At 73.1% G+C, this 19,788-nt stretch carries 13 protein-coding genes; 6 read left to right on the forward strand and 7 right to left on the reverse strand.

What is annotated here, in order from left to right; all coding sequences use genetic code 11:
* Positions 1-82 precede the first annotated feature (82 nt).
* Positions 83-553 carry a hypothetical protein gene (locus OV207_RS33520; RefSeq protein WP_267559181.1) on the forward strand — a complete coding sequence of 157 codons (471 nt, stop codon included), beginning with the start codon at positions 83-85 and terminating at the stop codon, positions 551-553.
* Between the two features lie 13 nt (positions 554-566).
* Here OV207_RS33520 and OV207_RS33525 read toward each other — a convergent pair whose 3' ends face one another.
* Entirely contained in the window at positions 567-2,009 is a 1,443-nt protein-coding gene (locus tag OV207_RS33525) for a sigma-54-dependent transcriptional regulator (protein WP_193346722.1), read from the reverse strand.
* Positions 2,006-3,466, reverse strand: coding sequence for a sensor histidine kinase (locus OV207_RS33530; RefSeq protein ID WP_267559182.1), 1,461 nt, complete (start codon positions 3,464-3,466; stop codon positions 2,006-2,008). The genes OV207_RS33525 and OV207_RS33530 overlap by 4 nt, the downstream gene beginning before the upstream one ends.
* Before the next feature lie 183 nt (positions 3,467-3,649).
* On the opposite strand from OV207_RS33530, the gene OV207_RS33535 reads away from it, so the two are divergent.
* Positions 3,650-4,585, forward strand: a complete 936-nt coding sequence (locus OV207_RS33535; RefSeq protein ID WP_193346720.1) for an MBL fold metallo-hydrolase — start codon at positions 3,650-3,652, stop codon at positions 4,583-4,585.
* A 31-nt stretch (positions 4,586-4,616) separates the two neighbouring features.
* Complete coding sequence (locus OV207_RS33540; protein ID WP_267559183.1) at positions 4,617-6,359, forward strand: M14 family zinc carboxypeptidase; 1,743 nt, start codon at positions 4,617-4,619, stop codon at positions 6,357-6,359.
* A 141-nt stretch (positions 6,360-6,500) separates the two neighbouring features.
* Here OV207_RS33540 and cglD read toward each other — a convergent pair whose 3' ends face one another.
* Positions 6,501-9,914, reverse strand: a complete 3,414-nt coding sequence (cglD, locus tag OV207_RS33545; protein ID WP_267559184.1) for an adventurous gliding motility lipoprotein CglD — start codon at positions 9,912-9,914, stop codon at positions 6,501-6,503.
* A 194-nt stretch (positions 9,915-10,108) separates the two neighbouring features.
* Between cglD and OV207_RS33550 the strand changes: the two genes are divergently transcribed.
* Entirely contained in the window at positions 10,109-10,918 is an 810-nt protein-coding gene (locus tag OV207_RS33550; protein WP_267559185.1) for a TIGR02266 family protein, read from the forward strand.
* Positions 10,915-11,865 (forward strand): serine/threonine-protein kinase, encoded by a 951-nt coding sequence (locus tag OV207_RS33555; protein ID WP_267559186.1) that lies wholly within the window; start codon positions 10,915-10,917, stop codon positions 11,863-11,865. Before OV207_RS33550 ends, OV207_RS33555 begins: the two co-directional genes overlap by 4 nt.
* A 22-nt stretch (positions 11,866-11,887) precedes the next feature.
* On the opposite strand, the gene OV207_RS33560 is transcribed toward OV207_RS33555, so the two are convergent.
* Both OV207_RS33560 and OV207_RS33565 read right to left on the reverse strand, forming a co-directional pair.
* Positions 11,888-15,715, reverse strand: coding sequence for an AAA family ATPase (locus tag OV207_RS33560; RefSeq protein ID WP_267559187.1), 3,828 nt, complete (start codon positions 15,713-15,715; stop codon positions 11,888-11,890).
* Entirely contained in the window at positions 15,712-16,956 is a 1,245-nt protein-coding gene (locus OV207_RS33565) for an exonuclease SbcCD subunit D C-terminal domain-containing protein (protein WP_267559188.1), read from the reverse strand. Before OV207_RS33565 ends, OV207_RS33560 begins: the two co-directional genes overlap by 4 nt.
* A 481-nt stretch (positions 16,957-17,437) precedes the next feature.
* Here OV207_RS33565 and OV207_RS33570 point away from each other — a divergent pair, with 481 nt between their 5' ends.
* On the forward strand, positions 17,438-18,106 hold the full coding sequence (locus tag OV207_RS33570) for a hypothetical protein (protein WP_267559189.1): 669 nt from the start codon (positions 17,438-17,440) through the stop codon (positions 18,104-18,106).
* Positions 18,107-18,112: 6 nt separating this feature from the next.
* Here the strand turns inward: OV207_RS33570 and OV207_RS33575 are convergent, their stop codons facing one another.
* Complete coding sequence (locus tag OV207_RS33575; RefSeq protein ID WP_193346712.1) at positions 18,113-18,835, reverse strand: lysophospholipid acyltransferase family protein; 723 nt, start codon at positions 18,833-18,835, stop codon at positions 18,113-18,115.
* 15 nt (positions 18,836-18,850) lie between these two features.
* A complete protein-coding gene (locus OV207_RS33580; protein WP_227026740.1) occupies positions 18,851-19,648 on the reverse strand; it encodes an SDR family NAD(P)-dependent oxidoreductase in 798 nt (265 codons plus the stop codon).
* Between the last annotated feature and the right edge of the window lie 140 nt (positions 19,649-19,788).

Genomic DNA, 19,788 nt, shown 5'->3' on the forward strand with positions numbered 1-19,788 from the left:
TCGCCGCCCCAAAGTTGCGAGCAACGCCCCAAAGTCGCGCAGAATGAGACAACGCGCCGCGTGGTGCACTCTGGAGGATACCGTGGGAACTGAACCGTACCGCTACCTTGAGGCAATCAAGCAGGTGAAGGCCGGCAACCTGGAAGAGGCCCAGCGTCTCGTGGAGGAAGCGAGCAAGCAGGGCCACGCCTCCGTGGAGGAGCTGCTCGCGATGGCGTTCGCCATGGACGAGAAGAAGCAGCGTCCGCTGGCCACCAGCCTGCTGGAAGAGGCGCTGAAGCGGCAGCCGTCCGCGGTGGAGCCCGCCTGCGTCCTGGCCATGTTCCACCTGGAGAACCAGGAGGACGCGGAGGCCGCGCGCATCCTCACGCCCGCGCTGGCCGCATCTCCGGACCACCCCAAGGCGAACCTGTGCATGGCCATGGCCCTGGCGAAGACGGAGACCGAACGCGCCCGGACGTTCGCGGCCAAGGCGATGAAGGATCCGGACGCGGACATCCGCCAGCAGGCGGAGGCGCTGGACAAGTCGCTCTCCGAGCACGCGCCCCGCTAGCCACCCGCACCCGCTAGGATGACTCGCCGCGCTTGAAGTCCTCCGTGCGAACCCCGTAGCGCTTGAGCAGGCGGTGCAGGCTCTCGCGCTCCATGCCCGCGCGCTCCGCCGCGTGGGTGACGTTGCCGGAGAACTCCTGCATCAGCGCGGTGAGGTAGTCGCGCGAGACGGCATCCCGCACCTGATCCACCGCCTCGCGGTAGGGCCGCTTCGCCAGCGCTTCCGTCGGAAGCGCCCCCGGCGTCGCGGCGGGACGCACCGGGCCGGACTCCGGAGGCAGGTCCTCCGGGGTGATGCGCGGCCCGGTCGCCACCGCCACCGCGCGCGCCACCGCGTTCTGCAGTTGCCGCACGTTGCCCGGCCAGGGCGCGGCGGTGAGCGCCTGGAGCGCCTCCGGCGTGAAGCCCTCCAGCTCCGGCCGCCGCGCGGTGGCCAGGAAGTGCATCGCCAGCAGCGGGATGTCCTCGCGCCGCTCGCGCAAGGGGGGCATCCGCACCGTCACGCCGTCCAACCGGTAGTAGAGGTCCTCGCGGAAGCGCCCCTGCGCGACCTCCGTGGCCAGGTCCCGGTGCGTCGCCGCCACCACGCGCACGTCCACCGTCACCGGCGTGGTGGTGCCCACGCGGCGCACCTCCTTCTCCTGCAGCGCGCGGTTGAGCTTCACCTGCACCGGCAGCGGCAGGTCGCCCACCTCGTCCAGGAAGAGCGTCCCGCCGTGGGCCTCCTCGAAGAGGCCCGCCTTCGCGCCCGTCGCGCCCGTGAAGGCGCCCTTCGCGTGGCCGAACAGCTCGCTCTCCACCAGGTCCGCCGGCAGCGCGCCGCAGTTCACCGCGACGAAGGGCCTGTCGCGCCGGGGGCTCTCCCGGTGCAGGGCGCGCGCGGCCAGCTCCTTGCCCGTGCCCGTCTCGCCGGTGAGCACCACCGTGAGGTCGCGCGCCGCCACCTGCGCGAGCAGCGCGTGCGTCTTGCGCAGCGCGGGGCTGGTGCCGCGCAGGCCGTGGAAGTCCGGCATGCGCGCCACCCGGGCCTGGAGCCCCGCCGCGTCCCTGCGCTGACGGCGGCGCTCCAGCGCGCGCGCCACCACCAGCGCCACCTCGTCCGGATCAAACGGCTTGGACAGGTAGTCGTACGCGCCCTGCTTGATGGCCTCCACCGCCTTGGGCACGCTCGCGTAGGCGGTGACGAGCACCACCTCCGTGTCCGGCGCGCGCTGCTTCACCTCGCGCAGCACCGTGAAGCCGTCCGCGCCCGGCATCTGGATGTCCGTCACCACCACGTCGAACGCGCGCGTGGACAGCAGGCCCAGCGCCCGCGCGCCGTCCGGCGCGGTCGTCACCGCGTACGCGTCCCCCAGGATGCGCGCGAACAGCTTGAGCATGTTCTCCTTGTCGTCCACCACGAGCACCGTCGGCCTCGCGTCCGGCGTCACGGCGTCCGGCTCCTGCGTGCTGCTCATGCCGCTGCCTCCTGTTCACGCGACGGCGCCGGCAGGGACAGCGTGAAGCGCGCGCCGCCCAGCGGCCCCACGTCCACGTCGATGCGCCCGCCGTGCGCCTCCGCGATGGCCTGGCTCACCGCGAGCCCCAGCCCCGTGCCCGTGGGCCGGGTGGTGAAGAACGGCTCGAACAGCCGCGCCCGCGCCTCGGCCGTCATCCCCGGCCCTGAATCCGACACCGCCACGCGCGCGCCGCTCCCCCCGTCCACGTCCAGGCGCACCTCCACCCGTCCACCCTCCCCCGCCGCCTCCGCCGCGTTCTTCACCAGGTTGAGCAGCACCTGCCGCAACCGGGAAGGCTGCGCCCACGCGACGCCTTCACCCTGGACCTCCACCGTCACCGGCCCCAGCAGGGCGGACTCGCGCAGCCGGGCCACGACCTCCTCGCACGCCTCGCGCAGCGCCACCGGCGCCACCGGCCCGCGCCCCGGGCGCGACAGGTCCAAAAGCCCCTCCACGATGTCCTGGCAGCGCACCGCCTCCTCCTCCACCACGCGCAGGTCCTCCGCGAGCGTGCCCTCCGCCCGCCGCTGCAACAGCCGCACGTACCCGAGGATGACGCCCAGCGGGTTGTTGATTTCATGCGCCACGCCCGCCGCCAGCCGGCCGATGCCCGCGAGCTTCTCGTGCTGGACGCGCTGGGCCTGGTGCTCGCGCAGCGCCCCCGTCATCCGGTTGAGCTGCGCGGCCAGGTGGCCCAGCTCCCCCGGGTCGTCCTCCGGGATGCGCACGTCCAGGTCCCCGCGCGCCAGCCGCGCCGCGCCCTCCGACAGCCGCGCCACCGGCCGCGCCACCGAGTTGCCGATGTAGACGCCCACCCCGGCCGCGAACAGCGTGGCGCCGCCCAGGAACAGCAGCGCCCAGCGGAAGCTGTCGCGCTCCACCGCGCCCACGTGCGCCTCGAAGGCCTCCATCGACGCGTCCGAGCGCTCCGTCAGCGCATCCACCCGCGCCTGGATGCGCGACACCCACTCCAGCGCCCGTCCGTGCGCCGCCTCCACCGCGGGCGCGTCCTTCGCCATCACCGCCGGCAGCAGCATGTCCCGGTAGAGCCGGTCCAGCGCGTCACCCGACGCCTGGATGTCCGCCACCGCCGCGCGCTCCTCCGCGTCGCGTGCCTGCTCCGCCAGCCGCCGCGTCAGCGCCTCCACGCGCGAGCGGGCCTCGGTGTGGAAGCGCCGGTGGCTGTCGTTGCCCAGGATGATGGTGTGCGCCAGGTGCGCGTACTGGTCGCGCACCGCCGTGGCCAGCTCGCGCGCCTCCCGCGCCCGGCCCCCCACCTCGCGCAGGGCATGCGTGCCCTCATGGATGTCCGACAGCCGGCCAAGCACATAGCCCGACGCCGCGGCGAACAGCGCCACCAGCGCGCCGAACGCGAGCAACAACCTGCGGGTGGTGGTGCCGGAGACGGGGCGCATCGGAAGCCTTCTTATAAGCGAGGCGCGGGGCGCGGGCCTGGGCTCCGCGCCTGTCCTCCAGTGGCGCCCTCTTCCTTCCGGCGCTTCATTCCCCTTGCACCCCGACCCGCCAGCCGAGCATGACTCCCCCTGAAGGCGCGTGCGGGTCCATCCTCCAGGGAGGACCGACGCGGGGAGCCACTCATGGCGATGCGCTTCAAGAACCTGGATGGCAGCGGACCGCACCCGTTCAACACCATCTTCAAGTGGGCCGTGGTGGACAAGCTCGGCGGCAAGCGCCGCAGGTCGCCCGCGCGCGCCACGGTGCCGCGCGTGGAGCCGGACCTCGCGGTGCTCGCCACCCCACCCGCCCCGGGCGAGGGCGCGCGGCTGACGTGGCTGGGCCACGCGAGCTGGCTGGTGCAGTTGGATGGCGTGTCGCTGCTCATCGACCCGGTGCTGCGCGACACCATCAACCTCGTCATCCGCCGCAACGTGCCGCCCGGGGTGCCGGTGCAGAAGCTGCCGCCCATCACCGCGAGCCTCGTGTCCCACAACCACTACGACCACCTGGACCTGCCCACGCTCAAGCAGGTGGGGGCCCGCGTCATCACCGGCCTGGGCCACGCGCCCATCTTCCAGGGCGAGGGGCTGCCCTTCAGCGAGCTGGACTGGTGGGAGTCCACGCAGGTGGGCCCCGTGCGCGTGCACTACGTGCCGTCGCAGCACTGGAGCCGCCGCGGCCTCAACGACGCCAACCAGATGCTGTGGGGCGGCTTCGTGGTGGAGGGCTCCAGCGCGCGCGTGTACCACTCCGGCGACACCGCCTACTTCCAGGGCTTCAAGGAGATCGGCTCGCGCTTTCCGCGCATGGACGCGGCGCTGCTGCCCATTGGCGCGTACGACCCGGCGTGGTTCATGCGCTTCCAGCACATGAACCCGGAGGAGGCCGTGCAGGCCTTCGAGGACCTGGGCGCGCTCGCCTTCTTCGCCATGCACTGGGGCACCTTCAAGCTCACCGACGAGCCGCTCGACGAGCCCCCCGCCCGCCTGGACGCGGAGTGGCTGCGCCGGGGCTGGCCGCGCGACCGCGTGCACGTGCTGCCCGTGGGCGGCACGCACACCGTGCGCCACGGTTGAGCCCCGGCGGGGCTTGTGCTCTCAAGCAGGCATGCTCCTGCCCACCCTCACCGCCCTGGTCCTCACGCAGGCACCACCCCTCACCTCCACCTCCGAACAGAGCGGCTGGACGCGCACCGGCCGCTACGCCGAAGCCGAAGGCCTCTGCCGCGCCTTCCCCAAGGCGTTCCCCGGCAAGGCCCGCTGCGACACGCTGGGCCTGTCCCCGGAGGGGCGCCCGCTGGTGGCGCTGGTCGTCAGCCAGGACGGCACCCTCACGGCGGACGCCGCGAGAAGGAAGCAGCGCCCCGTCGTCTTCTTCCAGGGCGGCATCCACGCGGGTGAAATCGACGGCAAGGACGCCGGCTACTGGCTGCTGCGCGACGCGCTCCAGGGCAAGGCGCTGCCGGGCGTGCTCAAGGGCGTCACCGCCGTCTTCGTCCCCGTCTTCAACCTGGACGGCCACGAGCGCTTCACGCCCAACCACCGGCCCAACCAGGTGGGCCCGGAGGAGATGGGCTTCCGCACCACCGCGCAGAACCTCAACCTCAACCGCGACTACGCGAAGGTGGACGCGCCGGAGATGGCGCTGCTGCTCAAGTACCTCAACGCGTGGGATCCGCTCGTCTACGTGGACCTGCACGTCACCGACGGCGCCAAGTTCGAACCCGACGTGTCCGTCAGCCTGGAGCCCCAGAAGTCCGGCCCGCCCGCGCTCCAGGCGCTGGGCACGAAGCTGACCGAGGAGCTCCTCACGGGCCTCACCGCCCAGGGCCACCAGCCGCTGCGCTTCTACCCGTCCTTCATCCAGGACGACGACCCGACGAGCGGCTTCGCCTACGGCGTGCCCCCGCCGCGCTTCAGCCACGGCTTCTGGTCCATCCACCACCGCTTCGGCGTGCTCGTGGAGACGCACTCCTGGAAGACCCACGCCCAGCGCGTGAAGGCCACCCGCGACGTGATGGAGGGCCTGCTGCGCCTCGTCGCCCGCGACGGCGCCGCGCTCCAGGCCGCGGTGAAGGCGGAGGACCAGAAGGCCACCTCCGGCCAGGTGCGCGAGGTGGTGCTCGGCTGGGAGAACACGGAGAAGCGGGAGACGCTCCAGTTCAAGGGCTACGCGTACGAGCGCACGCCGTCGGACATCTCCGGCCAGCCGTGGATCCGCTACGACGACACGAAGCCCCAGACGTGGACGGTGCCGTACGCGCCGGACGTGAAGCCCTCCCTCCGCGTGACGCTGCCCACGGGCGGCTACGTCGTCTCCGCCGCCCACGCCGCGTGGGTGGCGCCCAGGCTCGCCGTCCACGGCATCACCTTCCAGCGCCTCGCCCGCGCGGTGCCCGCCGCGAAGGTGGAGTCGTTCCGCACGCAGGACTTCCAGTTCCGCGCGCAGTCCAGCGAAGGCCACCAGGGGCTGGTGGCGAAGGGCGGCTGGAAGCCGGACACGCAGGACGTGCCGGCCGGGTCGCTCTACGTGCCCGTGGCGCAGAAGAACGTGCAGCTGGTGGCGCACCTGTTCGAGCCGTCCGGGCCGGACTCCTTCCTCGCGTGGGGCTTCTTCAACGCCCACTTCGAGCAGAAGGAATACATCGAGGACTACGTGGTGGAGCCCTTCGCCCGGGAGCTGCTCGCGAAGGACGCGGGCGTGAAGGCCGCCTTCCAGGAGCGCCTCAAGGATCCTGCCTTCGCCAAGGACCCGCGGGCCCGCCTGCGCTTCTTCGCGGAGCGCCACCCGGCCTGGGACGAGCGCCTGGGCCTCTACCCCGTCTACCGCGTGGCCGGCGCGCTGAAGTAGCGCCCCCGGACGTGGAAAACCCCCGGCCCGTGTCCCCTTGAAGCGGGACGTGGAGACCGGGGGCTTCCCGAAACGACCTTGCCGTCACTGACGCTCCCCCGGTCCGCGCGGCGCCGGGGGAGCGGCTTCACCCAGGCCGCATCAACCGATGGGCTTCTCGCAGGCGCACGTGCTGACGTTGCACATGAAGCCCGGGCCGCACGTGCCGCCGCAGTCCGGCTGGCAGACGCAGGCGCAGAGGCCCGGGTCGGCCGCGGAGCCGGCGCCGCAGTTGAGCGCGCCCGTGTCGCAGACGCAGCCGCAGGCGTTGTTGTCGAACTTGTAGCCCGCCGCGCAGGAAGCGGACTGCACGCAGGAGCACGAGCAGGCCGCCGTGTTGCACGTCTCGAAGGTGCCGCACGCGCCGCCGCAGTCCGGAGCACACGTGAAGTCACACACGGCGCGGTCGGTGTTGCACACCTGGCCCACGGGCGCGGTGCCGCCGCAGTCCGCCGGGCACTCGCACTTGTCGGTGGTGCGATTGCAGGCGAGCTTGCCCTTGCAGGAGTCCGCTTCGTTCGGGTCGTAGTACTGCGTGTCGGACGCGCACGGGGGCGGGCTGCCGTTGGGGTTCGTCGAACGGTCGATCCAGTAGCGGTACGACAGCGCCGCCTGCGTCTGGCCGGACGTCTTGGGGCGGCACGCGCCGTAGAACGACACGGTGCGGTTGATGCCGTCCACGTCGAAGCCGTTGGTGCGGCTGCGCGGCAGGTCCCCGATGCTCGGGCAGGCCGCGGGGTCCGCCACTTCCGCCACCGCCACCTTCAACGACGCGCCGATGGGCGGCTTGAGCGTCCGGTAGCCCACCGAGGCGATGACGCTGTCCACGATGGCGTTGATGGTGTTGGTGATGGAGGTGTTGTCCCGGATACTGCCGGACACGCCGCCCGTGGCCTGGATGACGTCCAGGTGGCGCGGGTTCTTGTTGTCCTCGCCCGCGTAGCAGGGCTCACCGTCCGGCGGGCAGATGATGCCGTGCACCTGGATGGGCTGCGCGGTGGGGTTGTTCGTCGTGCCGGCCGTGGTGCCCGTGTTGAGGAAGTACGCCGAGTAGTTCGCGATGCTGTCCGCGGACTGGTCCTTCACGTCCGTGAGGATGACCACCACCACCTTCGCACCCGGACGCAGCTTCGTGTCCGCCGCGCCCGTGGACGCGGCCATGTCGTTGATGGCCTTGCGCGCCGCCTCCAGCGACCGCTCGCTGCCGTCACCGGCCAGGCCCACCCAGCAGTTGGTGTTGGCCGTGCAGGTGGTGGTGGGGATGGGCGTATAGGTGGTGCTCCCGCCCGAACCCGCCCGCACCGCGCACACATTGGCGTTGCACACCGCGTTCTGGGTCAGCCACGCCTTGAACTGGTTGATGTTGGTGGTGAAGGGGCGCAGCACATTGCGGTTGACGCTGCTGCCCACGGTGTAGCTGGTCGTCACCATGGCCACGCGCCAGTCCAGCGTCGCGTTGCCCAGCTTGTTGGCCACCGCCGTCGCCGCGTTCGCCAGCGACGTCTGCGACGGCTCCATGGAGCCGCTGTCGTCCACCACGAAGAGGAAGTCCACCACCGCGGTGTTGCCGGTGAAGACCTCGCACTGCACCGCGTCCGCGTCGCCGAACTGCGCCAGCGCGGAGCCGCCCGCCGTGTCCGCCATGGTGAACAGGCTGTTCGCTTCGTTGTAGCGGGCCGCCGGGGTGATGGCGAGCACCACCACCACGCTGTTGTTGGAGCGGTGCACGTACTGCGCCTGAATCTTGAACGGGCCGGTGATGCCCGCGTTGCCTCCCAGCGCGTCCGTGGTGGCGGGCACGAGCGCCTTCGCCAGCGAGTTGGTGAAGACCTTCAGGTCCGCCGTGCCGGCGAGGGCGTAGCGGGACACCGCCGCGGGGAAGCCGTCCCACGTGGTGAACGTCTGGGTGAACTCCACGCTCGCCGGCGCCAGGGGCGCCGTGCCCAGACGGATGCCGGACTCGTCACCCGAGGGGGTGGTGGAGCCCGTCACCTGACCGCGCTTGAAGGCGATGAACGTCGTCTGCCTGGTGTCGTCATAGCCCATCACGCCCACCGTCTGGCCGGCCGCCCGGATGTTGACCAGGTTGGCCTGCTTGAAGGTGTTGGGCAGCGCCAGCCGCATGTCCGCGCCGCTGTCCTCCTTGAACGTCACCGTGCGCAGGTTCTGCGCGCTGCACGCCTTGCCCGCCGGGGTGTTGGGCGCGCCGTCCGTCGGGTTGTTCGGGTTCAGCTCGCCCGGATCCACGCGGCCGTTCTGGTCGGAGTCCTCCGCGCCGTCGGGGATGCCGTCACCGTCGCTGTCCGGCTTGGTGGGGTCCGTCGTCGTCGAGGGGTCCGCGTCGCCCTTGAAGCCGCAGTTGGTGCGCGGGGCCGCGGTCGTCGCCACGCCGCGCTCCACGCCGTCGGAGAGGCCGTCACCGTCGGTGTCCGGGTTGGTGGGGTCCGTCTCACCGGGGTCCACCTTGCCGTTGCTGTTGGGGTCTTCCCCGAGGAAGCCGTTGCGGCCGGCGCCGTCCTGGAGCCCGTCGCAGTCGGTGTCCGTCAGGCGCGGGTCCGTCTCACCGGAGTCCACGCGGCCATTCTTGTTCTCGTCCTCCACGCCGTCCGCCACGCCGTCGCCGTCCGTGTCGGTCTTGGTCTTGTCCGTGCCGGTGGCGTCCTCCACCGCATCCGGGATGCCGTCGAAGTCGGTGTCGGGGATGGACGCGGCGCAGTCCGCCACGCGCGGGTTCGTCTCACCGGGGTCGTGCTTGCCGTTCTTGTTCACGTCCTCCGCGCCGTCGGAGCAGGTGTCGCCGTCGGTGTCGGGCTTGAGCGGATCCGTGCCGTTGGACTTCTCCAGGCCGTCCGGCAGGCCGTCGCTGTCGGTGTCGCGCAGGCGCGGATCCGTTTCGCCGGGGCTCACCGAACCGTTCTTGTTCGCGTCCTCCGCGCCGTCGGCCAGGCCGTCATTGTCGGAGTCCGCGGTGTTGGGGTCCGTCTCACCGGGGTCGCGCTTGCCGTTGCGGTTGGCGTCCTCCAGGCCGTCCGGCAGGCCGTCGTCGTCCGTGTCCGCCTTCACCGGCGAGGTGCGCGTGACCGTGTCCTCGTCCGGGTAGAACGAACAGGCGGGGTTCACGCTGGTGGTGCGACCTACCTCCACGCCGTCGCGGATGCCGTCGCCGTCGGTGTCGCGCAGGCCGGGGCTCGTCTTCAGCCCGCCCGCGTAGACGGTGGAGTACTCCTCCTGGTCCGTCAGGCCGTCGCAGTCCGAGTCCTTGGTGGCGTTGTTCGGATCGTACGGGTCGGTGGGGACCTTGCCCGGGTCGGGATCGGGGTCCACGATGATGCCTGCGTCCTCGACGTAGCCCGCGTCGAAGCCCGCGTCGGTTTCACCGGCGTCGGTGCCGGTGCCGGGGCCGGCATCGACCTCGGGGCCTGGGCCGGCGTCGGGCTCTGGGTCACTGCCGCCGCAGCCCGCGAGCAGCGTCGCCGCGAGCAGGGTGCCTGAGAAGAGTCTTTTCCAATTGCGCATACGGGTCGGGCACTCCGGGAAGGGGGGTTACGGAGAACACCCAGCATAGAAGCAACGACGCGAACTTCCGATGTAGGTGCTCCCCTGGTTGGAGGGACGCATCGCGATTTGAAAACTTGGCGTCCGCCGCTATCGCCTGTTTCCGACCGCACTGTCTGGACGCGGGACTGGAGGGCTCGGTTATCGTCCGGGCCGTGCCTGTCTTCGGTCTCGCGGCGGTGTGGAGGGGAGGGGCGTCGCCCGCGCTGGCGGCGTCCGTGGTGGAGGGCCTGGGCACCCTGTTGCCCTCCGCGCAGTCCATGCAGTTGCTGGTGGCGTTCCGCGACGAGGAGGGGGCGCTGGAGGTGAAGGTGGAGGTGCCCGGCTATCCGCGAGCGGCGGTGGAGCGGCTGGGCGAGGAGGTGCGCAAGAGCGGCGGCACCTTCGTGGAGCTGTGGCGACTGCCCAAGGCGGAGCGGGACGCCCTGCGCTCAAGGACGCTGGCGGGAGGCACGCCCTTCACCGGCGACGAGCGCGCGCAGGCGGCGCAGGAGCTCCAGCAGCACCTGGAGGCGCTGGCCGCGCGGGGCCCGCCGCCGTCCACGCCCGTGCCCCTCACCGCGCCCGCGCCGGAGGTCGCACCCGCGCCCACGCGGGGAGGTGAGCCCTACCGCGCGCCGGAGGAGGCGCCGCAGGAGGACGGGCCGCAGCGCCGGGGCCGGCGCTTCGCCGTGAAGCTGGAGCTGGAGTTCCGCACGGAGCTGGACTTCGTGCGCGAGCACGCGCTGAACATCTCCAACGGCGGACTCTTCGTGCGCACGGCGCACCGGCCACCCCAGGACAGCGTCGTCACGGTGGACGTGAAGCTGCCCAACGGCCAGCGTCTGCAGGGCGAGGCGCTGGTGGTGCACGTGGTGGACGCGCCGTACACGGGCGGCGTGGGCCTGGCCTTCCTCAGCGACGACGCCACCTTCTCGCGGACGCTGGACGACTACCTGGCGAGCCTGGTCGGGGAGACGGCGTGACGGTGCAGCAGGAGGGCCCTCCGGAGGCGTGGCCGCGCGACTGCGGGCGCTTCCAGTTGCTGTCCCGGCTGGGGCGCGGCGGCAACGCGGAGGTGTTCCGCGCGCGGATGCTCCAGGGCATGCGGGCGGGCGAAGAGGTGGCCCTCAAGCGCGTGCGGCCGGAGCGGGCGAGGGACCCCGAGGCGCGCGAGCAGTTGCTGCACGAGGCGGAGCTGGCGCGCTGCCTGGACCACCCCCACATCGTGGGCTTCCGCGAGTACGGCGAACAGGCGGACGGCCCCTACCTGGCGCTGGAGCTGGTGGAGGGCACCGACCTGGGCCGGGTGCTGGCGCAGTGCCGGCGCCGGAGGATCGAGCTGCCCATCGACATCTCCGTGATGATGGTGCGCCACGTGCTGGAGGCGCTGGCGCACGCGCACGCGGCCACCAACGCCAAGGGACGGCCGCTGGCGGTGGTGCACTGTGACGTTTCACCGCACAACGTGCTGCTGTCGCGCGGCGGCGAGGTGAAGCTGGCGGACTTCGGCGTGGCCCGCTCGCGCGCGGGCGCGGCGGTGGACTCGCGGCGCCTGGGCAAGCAGCACTACCGCTCGCCGGAGCTGCTCGCGGGCGAGGTGTCCGTGGCGGTGGACCTGTGGGCGACCGCGGTGCTGCTGTACGAGCTGCTGTCGCTGGAGTCTCCCTTCGAAGGCAGCACCGCCGACGAGGTGGAGGCCTCCATCCGGGGCGCGCGGGTGACGCCCGTGCGCATGCTGGCCCCCGAAGTGTCCGACCCGCTGGCGCTGGTGCTGGACCGGGCGCTCGCGCCCCACCCCGCGCAGCGCTTCTCGTCGGCGGAGCAGTTCGCGCGGGCGCTCGCGGCCCTGAGCGATGACCGGGTGGCGACGCCGCTGGCGGTGGCCGCGGTGGTGCGCGGCCTGATGGGCGCGGAGCCGGTGTCGGGCTGACACGGGTGCCCGGGGCCCGGCCTCACGCCACCTGCTGCCCCTGGGGCACGACGAGGCCCGCGTCGCCCTCCACCACCAGCCGGCTGCGACCGCCGCCCTGCTTCACCACGCGCACCTGCACGCCAATGCGCTCCGCCAGCCCGCTGACGTGGGAGATGATGCCCACCTGCCGGCCGGTGGCCTGGAGCGCGTCGAGCGTGGCCAGCGCCACCTCCAGCGTCTCCGGGTCCAACGTGCCGAAGCCCTCGTCGATGAAGAGGGTCTCCACCTGCGTCGTCTCCGACGACAGCGAGGCCAGCCCCAGCGCGAGCGCCAGCGACACGAGGAAGCTCTCACCGCCGGAGAGGCTGGCCACGCTGCGCACCTCGTCGCCCATGTCGCCGTCCACCACCTGGAGGTCCAGGTCGTGGCCGGGCACGCGCTCCAGCCGGTAGCGGCGCGCCAGTTCGCGCAGGTGCGCGTTGGCGTGCAGCAGCAGGGCGTCCAGCGTGAGGCTCTGGGCGAACACCTTGAACTTCTTCCCGTCGTGGGAGCCGATGAGGTCGCCCAGCGCCTTCCACACCTCCGCCTCGCCGCGCCGCAGCTCCAGGGCCCGGGCCTCCGCCCCGTGTCGTGCGCGGGACGCGTCGTCGTTGTCCAGCCGGGCGCGCAGCATGGCCTCCGCGTGGCGGCGCACCTCGACGTCCGACAGGAAGCGCTCGCGCAGGGCCGCGACGTCGGCCTCCGCCAGCGCGGGCAGGCCCGACGCTTCATGGCGGACGCGGCGCTCCCGGCGCTCCACCAGCACGGCGCGGGCCTGGGCCACGGACTCGCGCAGGGCGTCGAGCGCGCGCGCCTCGCCGTCGCACCAGGCGGCGTCGCGCGACAGCAGGGCCTTCAGCTCCTCCAGCGTGGTGCCACGTCCGGCGAGGCGCTCCGCGAGGACCGCCTGGGCGCTGTCGAGCGCGAGCACGGCCTCGGCGCGCAGGCGCACCGCGTCCTCGGCGCGCGCGGTGGCCACCTTCTCCGCCTGCTGGAGGGCCTCGGAGGTCTCGCGGGCGCGCTCGTAGGCGTCCACGGCCGCGTCGAGCCGGGCCTGGACCTCCGCGCGCACCTGCTGCGTGGGGCGGCCCTGGAGCAGGCGCCCCCGGGCCTGTGACGCCTCCTGGAAGGCCGCGTCCTTGAGGCCCGCGCGCGCGGACGCGGTGTCCGCCTCCTCCCGTCGAGACTGGAGGCGGACCTCTTCCCGGGCACGGCGGCCCTGCTCCTCATCCAGGCGCTCCTGCGCGGCTTCGAGCTCCACGACGCGCTCGCGCCACTTCGTCACGCGCGCCAGACAGCGGCTCTGGAAGAGGGCCGGGTCCTCCGCGAGCTTCTCCTGCCAGGCGGCCGTCTCGTTGGCGAAGGGGGGTGCCACCTCGGTGAGGGCGCGCTGTCGCGACGCGCGGGCCGTCTCACGTCTGAGGAGCGCCTCCCGTTGCTCCTGCACCGCGCGCGCAAGGGCATCCTCGGCCCTGCGCAGGGCCTCCGCCGCGCCTTCGCGACGGGTGCGACGGGTCTCCAGCAGCGCACGGGCCTCTCGCGCGGCGGCGGCCTGGACCTCCGCGGACGCCTCCTCCTCGCGCAGGGTCACCAGTCGAACGCGCACGTCCTCCTGGGCGCTCCGGGTCCACGCCTGCGCGGCGGGGGCCTCCGCGTGCTCCGGAGGGGACTCGTCTTCCGCGCGGGACTCCGGGTGCCCCGGGGAGGCCTCGGTGCCGGGCAGCACGGCGCGGAGCCACCGCTCGCGCGCCGTGCGCCAGGACTCCTGATGTCCCTGGCGCTTGCGGGCCGCCGTGTCGCGCCGGACCTCCGCCTGCGTGGCGGCCGTGTCCGCCGTCGCCTGCCGCACGCTCGCGGCGCCTTCCTGCTTCGCCGCGGCATCCCGCGCCGACTCCAGCTCCCCCACCCGGGCCGCCGCCTCCGCGACCAGCCCCTCCAGCGCCGCGCCCTCCCGGGCATACGGATGTTCGAGCGCGCCGCACAGCGGGCAGGCCTCGCCCTCATGCAACGCGGCCCGGTGCGAGGCCAGGCCCTGCGTCGCCTCCGCGCGGGACTGCGCCCGCCGCGCCTCCTGGAGCATCGCCTCCTGCGTCGCCCGTCGCGCCGCCGCGTCCCGCGACTCGACCGCCGCGCGCGCGGACGCCTCACGGTGCGACCTCACCTCCGCGGCCGCGTCCACTTCCGCCGCGCCCTCCGCCCGCGCCCCGTCACCCGCGAGCGCCAGCGCGCCCAGCGCCTCCTGCCTCGCCAGCAGGGCCTCCCGGAGCGCCCGTCGCGCCGCGCCCCCGTCGTCCCCCAGCGTCGCCTCCGCGTGCGTCGCCAGGGCCAGCGCCTGCGCCTCGGCCTCGACCGCGCCCTGGTGCTCCTCGCGCCGCGCCTGGGTCTCGCCGCCCAGCCGGTCCACGTCCCCGCCCAGCCGGTCCGCGTCCGTCCCCGCGGCCTGCTCCTCCTGGAGCGCTCCCGCGTAGCGCTCCAGCTCCCGCTGCCAGCGGGGCCACTCCGTGGCCAGGGGCTCCCAGGTCGCATGCGACGCGCGCCACGCCTGGGCCGCGTCCACCAGCCCCTGGGCCCTGGCCTCCGCGGCCTGCACCAGCGCCAGCGCCTCCTGCGCGGTGGTCTCCGCCGCGCGGGCCTGCTTCGCCAGCTCCGCGGTCTCCCGGGCCTCGCGCTCGGCCTCCGCGCGCCGCGTGTCCAGCCTCGCCGCCTCCTCCAGGGCCGGGCGCACCTGCGCCTCCGCCTCCTGCGCCGCCGCCCGCGCCACCTCCGCCTGCATCCGCGCCTGGCGCTGCGCCGCCGACGCCGCGAGCGCCGCCTCCGCCTGCGACGCGCGGGCGACCTGTTCGGCCTCCGCCACCACGCAGCGCTGCTCCGCGGTCTCCACCGCCGACACCACCGCGCGGAAGCCCTCCGCCGCGCGCACCGACTCCAGCAGCGCCTGACGCGGCGCCGCCGCCTCCCACTCCGTCACCGCCCGCGTCACCGCGACGTCGGACGCCTGCTCCTGGCCCACCAGCTCCGCGCGCAGCGCGTACCAGGACAGGGCCGCCTCCGCCTCGCGCAGCCGCGCCTCCTCCCGCACCCGCGCGGCCTCCTCCTCCCCAAACTGGACGCGCGCGACCTCCCGCTCCGCGTCCGACATCAACGCGATGGCGGCGAGCCCGTGCGACAGCCGCGTCAACTCCTCCTGCTCCAGCGCGTTCTTCTTGTGCGCCGCGACGGACAGCCGGCTGTACACCTCCGTGCCCGTCATCCGCTCCAGCAGCTCCGCGCGCTCGTTCGCGTCCGCGCGCAGGAACGCCGCGAACTCCCCCTGCGCGAGCAGCGCCGAGCGGCGGAACTGGTCGAAGGACAACCCCAGCCGCTCTTGAATCGCCTGGAGCACCTCGCCCTTGGTGCGGCCGTGGAGCTGCCCCGTGGCCACGTCCGTGAGGCTCAGCTCCTGCGGCCGGAAGCGCCCTTCGGCGCGCTCGCGCGCCCGCCACACGTTCCAGCGCGCGCGGTAGCGCCGCCCGTCCTTGCCCAGGAAGTCCACCTCCGCGTGGCCCTTGCCCGCGCCCCGCCGGAGCATGCCGCGCACGTCGTAGGCCGACAGGCGCGCCTCCTCCTCCTCGTCCGCGCGCCCCACCAGCACCTTGCTGGGTCCGCCCAGCCGGGGCGTGCGATCAAACAGCGCCAGGCACAGCGCATCCAGCAGCGTGCTCTTGCCCGCGCCCGTCGCGCCGGAGATGGCGAACAGCCCCAGCCGGTCCAGCGGCGCCTGGTCCAGTTCCAGCTTGAACTCACCGGCGAAGCTCGTGAGGTTGCTGCCGCGAATCGCCAGGATCTTCACGACGCGTCCTCCTGCACCTGGGTGAGCAGCGCGTGGAACGACTCCAGCAGCTCCGGCGTGGGCGGCTCCTTGAAGTCCCGCGCATACCGCGCGAGGAACACGTCCTCCGGCGTGCGCTCCCGCAGCGACAGCCCCGGCCGCACGTCCGCCAGCGCCCCGCCCGTCCCCGTGTAGAAGGGCGTCAGCTTCACCAGCCGCGCCGCGCGGCCCTCCAGCGCGTGCTCCACCTTGTGGCGCAGCGCCGGCTCCGGCCGGGGCAGCGACACGCAGACCTCCAGGTACGGCCGCATCGACTCCGGCATCCCCGGCTCGCACGCGGGCAGCGCCGCGAGCAGCTCCAGCACGTCCGCGAGCGCCAGCGCGTCCCGGGCGGGCACCCGCACCATGTCCGTCGTGCGCGGCACCGCCAGCGGACGCACCTGCAGGAGCGCCCCGTCCTCCATGTCCACCAGCAACACCTGGTGCTTGTAGTGCGCCTCCGACAGGGACAGCGGCAGCGGTGAGCCGCTGTAGCGCACGCCCTCGCGGCCGCCCACGCGCTGGGCCTTGTGCAGGTGCCCCAGCGCCGCGTATGCGACGTCCTCCGGGAACAGGTCCACCGGCAGCGCGTGCTGGTTGCCGCCCAATATCTTCCGCTCGCTCAGCTCCGACAGCTCCGAGCCCGTCATGTAGCAATGGCCCATCGTCACCAGCGCCTGCCCGGAGCGCCGCCGCCTGCGCGCCCCGTCCAGCACCTCCGCGTACACGGAGCGCACGCCCTCCACCAGCCGGTCCACCGTCGCGTCCGGGACCGGCGGCAGGTCCGAAGGCCGCAGGTACGGCACCGCCGCCACCCACGCGCCCACCTTCCCGCGCGCGTCGTGCACCGGCACCACCAGCCGCTCCAGCTCCAGCGCGCCCTGGTGACGCGGCAGCCCTCCCACCACGCGCACGCCCAGCGCGGTGAACAGCGGATCCGGCGCGTCCAGCCGCGCGGCGGAGTCGTGGTTGCCGCCCACCACCACCACGTCCAGCTTCGGCAGGACGCGGCGCGCGCGCGCGATGAAGTGGTACCAGGCCGCCTGCGCCTCCGCGCTGGGGTTCGCCGTGTCGAAGATGTCCCCGGCCACCAGCAGCGCGTCCACCTCTTCCGCTTCCAGCGTGGCCAGCAGCCACGTCAGGAACGCGGTGTGCTCCGCCTCCCGCGAGACGTCATACAGCGTGTGGCCCAGGTGCCAGTCCGACGTGTGCAGCAGGCGCATCCGGCGTTCACCCTCCCTCGTGGCCCGGCCCCGGCGCCAGCCGGGCAGCCTCTCCCGGTGACGTCCCAACGCCAAGCGGCGAGCCCCCGCTCCCTTACCTGCCCCCTCTGACATTGTCGAAAAAGGGTGTCATTCCGCGCGGTTGCCTTCGCGCCCCTCCCCTCGCGTCCTGTCCTTCCGGCCGCATGTCCCACGGCGGCTTCCCGCCAGCGCCGGGACGACCCGTGGGGACACGGACCGCGAGCACCGGCCCTCCATCGCGCGCCGTGCGTGCACCGCGGGCGCGCTCCGTGGGCCCATTGGCGTGCCGCGTTCCAGGAGAGAGAAATGCAGGCACGCGGGATTCCCTGCGTTTCCACGCGCGCGGATTCCTCCCCGCGTGTTCGCGCCCGGGCAATGCAAGCCTGCCCGGAGCGCGGCGGTGCACTCGGCTTCGGATTTGCGGCTCCTCGCGTCGCGCGTCGGTGCACAATGCGCCGCCATGCTTCCCGGTGTCTCTTCTCCGCTCGGCATCCTCGCGTCCCTGCTCGTCCTGGGCGCCCTGGTCCTCTTCACCCTGTTCCAGCTCAAGCGCCGGCAGCGCGCCGCGTGGGAGGCGTTCGCGAAGGCGAATGGCCTCATCTGCGCGGAGAAGCGGCTGGAGGTGCAGGGGCGCTACCGCGGGCACCCGCTGCTGCTCGCCACCGGCAAGCGCGGCGCGGGCGGCAAGCGACGACACACCGTCACCGTGGCGCGGTTGGACCTGGAGGGCGCGCTGCCCGCGGACCTGCTCCTGGAGTACGAGCGCCCCGAGGACAAGGTGCCCGGCGCCGCCACGCCGCGCGAGGAGCTGCTGGGGGACGCGGAGCTGGACGCGGCCTTCCAGGTGGAGAACCTGGCCCCGGAGGCGCGCCCCGTGCTGCTGACGCCGGAGGTGCGTCAGCGCCTGCTGGGCCTGCGCGGCCACCGCCGGGTCAGCATCAAGGGCGGCTGGCTCCAGGTGGAGCAGCGCGGCGTCCCCGCGAGCACCGGGGCGCTGGACGCGCTGCTCCGCGCGCCCCACGAGCTGGCACGCGCCGTCACCGAAGCCGCCCCCGCCCTGCCCTCGCCCCGCACGATGGAGGGCTCGCCGCACGCGGACGAAGAGCTGCCCGGCTCCGAGCACGCCTGAAGCGCGTCAGCCCGCGACCGCGAGCGCCTCCACGTACTGCTCCCGCACGCGCGTGGCCAGCGCCACCGCGTCCGGACCGAAGCTCTCCGGCGCCAGCGCCGGCAGGACGCGCACCGTGACGGACGCGGTCGGGCTCATCCACGGCCCGTCCCCATCCACCAGCTCCCGCGTGCCCCGCACCAGCACCGGCACCACCGGCACGTGCTCCTCCAGCGCCAGTTGGAACGCGCCGCGCTTGAACGGCAGCAGCTCCCCGGGCGAATAGGTGCCCTCCGGGAAGATGAGCACCGGGATGCCCCTGCGCAGCCAGCGGCGGCACGGCCCCAGCAACTGCTCCATCGACTGCGAGCTGCCGCGCACGATGGGCACGTACCCGAGCAGCGTCATCATCCAGCCCACCAGCGGCGTGCGGAACAGCGACGCCTTGGCCACGAACTTGTACGGCGTGAACAACCCCATCACCGCCAGGATGTCCGCGAAGGACTGGTGGTTCACGACGTAGACGCACGGCCCCTTCGGCAAGAGCTCCCGGCCCTCCACGCGCACGCGCCAGCCGGGCGAGGCGTGCAGCCACAGCCCGTAGCACCACCGGCACACCAGCACGTGCAGCCACCGCCGGTCCGGATCCAGCGGATACGCCACCACGAACAACACCGCGCCCAGCGTGAAGAGCAGGGGCGCGGTGACCAGGAACAGCACGAAGAACCACAGCGAGACGGCGTAGCGCATGGAGGACGTCGGACGTCAGCGCGAGGACGGCGTCGTCATGTTGGCGGCGAAGCCCATCGCGTAGTTGACCTCCAGGCCGCCATCCACCACCAGCGTCTGGCCGTTCACGTACGCGGAGCCCTCCGAACACAGCCACTCGATGGGACGGGCAATCTCATCCACGCTGGCCACGTGGCCCACGGGCACCTGCTCCTTCACCCGCTCCTCCAGACCCGCCCACGCATCGCCCATGTAGAAGCGGCTGGAGTCCGTGTCGATGTAGCCCGGGTTGACCGCGTTGACGCGGATGCCGGAGCCGGCCAGCTCCGCGGCCAGGTACTTCACCATGATCTCCATGGCGCCCTTCATCGCGCCCAGCAGGCCGTGGAACGGCAGCGGCATGCGCGAGTCCATGCCGGACACCGCGACGATGCGCCCCCGGCGCCCCTCCATCAGCGGCACGGAGCGCTGCGCGCCCAGCAGGAAGCTCTTCACCGTCACGTTGAAGGTCTTGTCCATCTGATGCAGCTTCGTCTGCATCAGCGGCGTGAAGACGGTGGAGGCCGCGTTGGCGACGAACACGTCCAGGCCCTTGAACTCCTCCTGGATGACGTCGAACACGCCGTGCAGGGTCGCGGGCTCCAGCTGGTCCGCCATCACCGTGCGACAGCGGCGGCCCAGCGCCTCCACCTCTTTCGCCAGCGTCGCCGCGGAGTCCGCGTCCCGACGGTAGGTGGAGACGATGTCGTAGCCGGCACGGGCCAGCCTCAGGGAGACCGCGCGGCCCACGCCACGCGAACCCCCGGTGATGAGCGCCACGGGAGGAGTCGTCATGACCCCCGGAAATATCATGTTCCCGCGCCGCTGACGCCGCCCGGCTGCCTGCGCGCTCCCCGGCGCGGCCCAGCGGCCCATCCCTGGGGCAGGCAAGACGTCAGGCCCGCGTCATTCTCCTGCAATGCGCTTGCAGGGCC

Origin of the sequence: Corallococcus sp. BB11-1 (assembly GCF_026626625.1) — a bacterium.
Taxonomy (GTDB): Bacteria; Myxococcota; Myxococcia; order Myxococcales; family Myxococcaceae; genus Corallococcus; species Corallococcus soli.

Bases quoted from the DNA above. Each gene is read 5' to 3' on its own strand.
- OV207_RS33580 (WP_227026740.1), bottom strand. From the start codon at position 19,648: ATGACGACTCCTCCCGTGGCGCTCATCACCGGGGGTTCGCGTGGCGTG.
- OV207_RS33535 (WP_193346720.1), top strand. From the start codon at position 3,650: ATGGCGATGCGCTTCAAGAACCTGGATGGCAGCGGACCGCACCCGTTC.
- OV207_RS33575 (WP_193346712.1), bottom strand. From the start codon at position 18,835: ATGCGCTACGCCGTCTCGCTGTGGTTCTTCGTGCTGTTCCTGGTCACC.
- OV207_RS33540 (WP_267559183.1), top strand. From the start codon at position 4,617: ATGCTCCTGCCCACCCTCACCGCCCTGGTCCTCACGCAGGCACCACCC.
- OV207_RS33525 (WP_193346722.1), bottom strand. From the start codon at position 2,009: ATGAGCAGCACGCAGGAGCCGGACGCCGTGACGCCGGACGCGAGGCCG.
- cglD (WP_267559184.1), bottom strand. From the start codon at position 9,914: ATGCGCAATTGGAAAAGACTCTTCTCAGGCACCCTGCTCGCGGCGACG.
- OV207_RS33570 (WP_267559189.1), top strand. From the start codon at position 17,438: ATGCTTCCCGGTGTCTCTTCTCCGCTCGGCATCCTCGCGTCCCTGCTC.
- OV207_RS33565 (WP_267559188.1), bottom strand. From the start codon at position 16,956: ATGCGCCTGCTGCACACGTCGGACTGGCACCTGGGCCACACGCTGTAT.
- OV207_RS33530 (WP_267559182.1), bottom strand. From the start codon at position 3,466: ATGCGCCCCGTCTCCGGCACCACCACCCGCAGGTTGTTGCTCGCGTTC.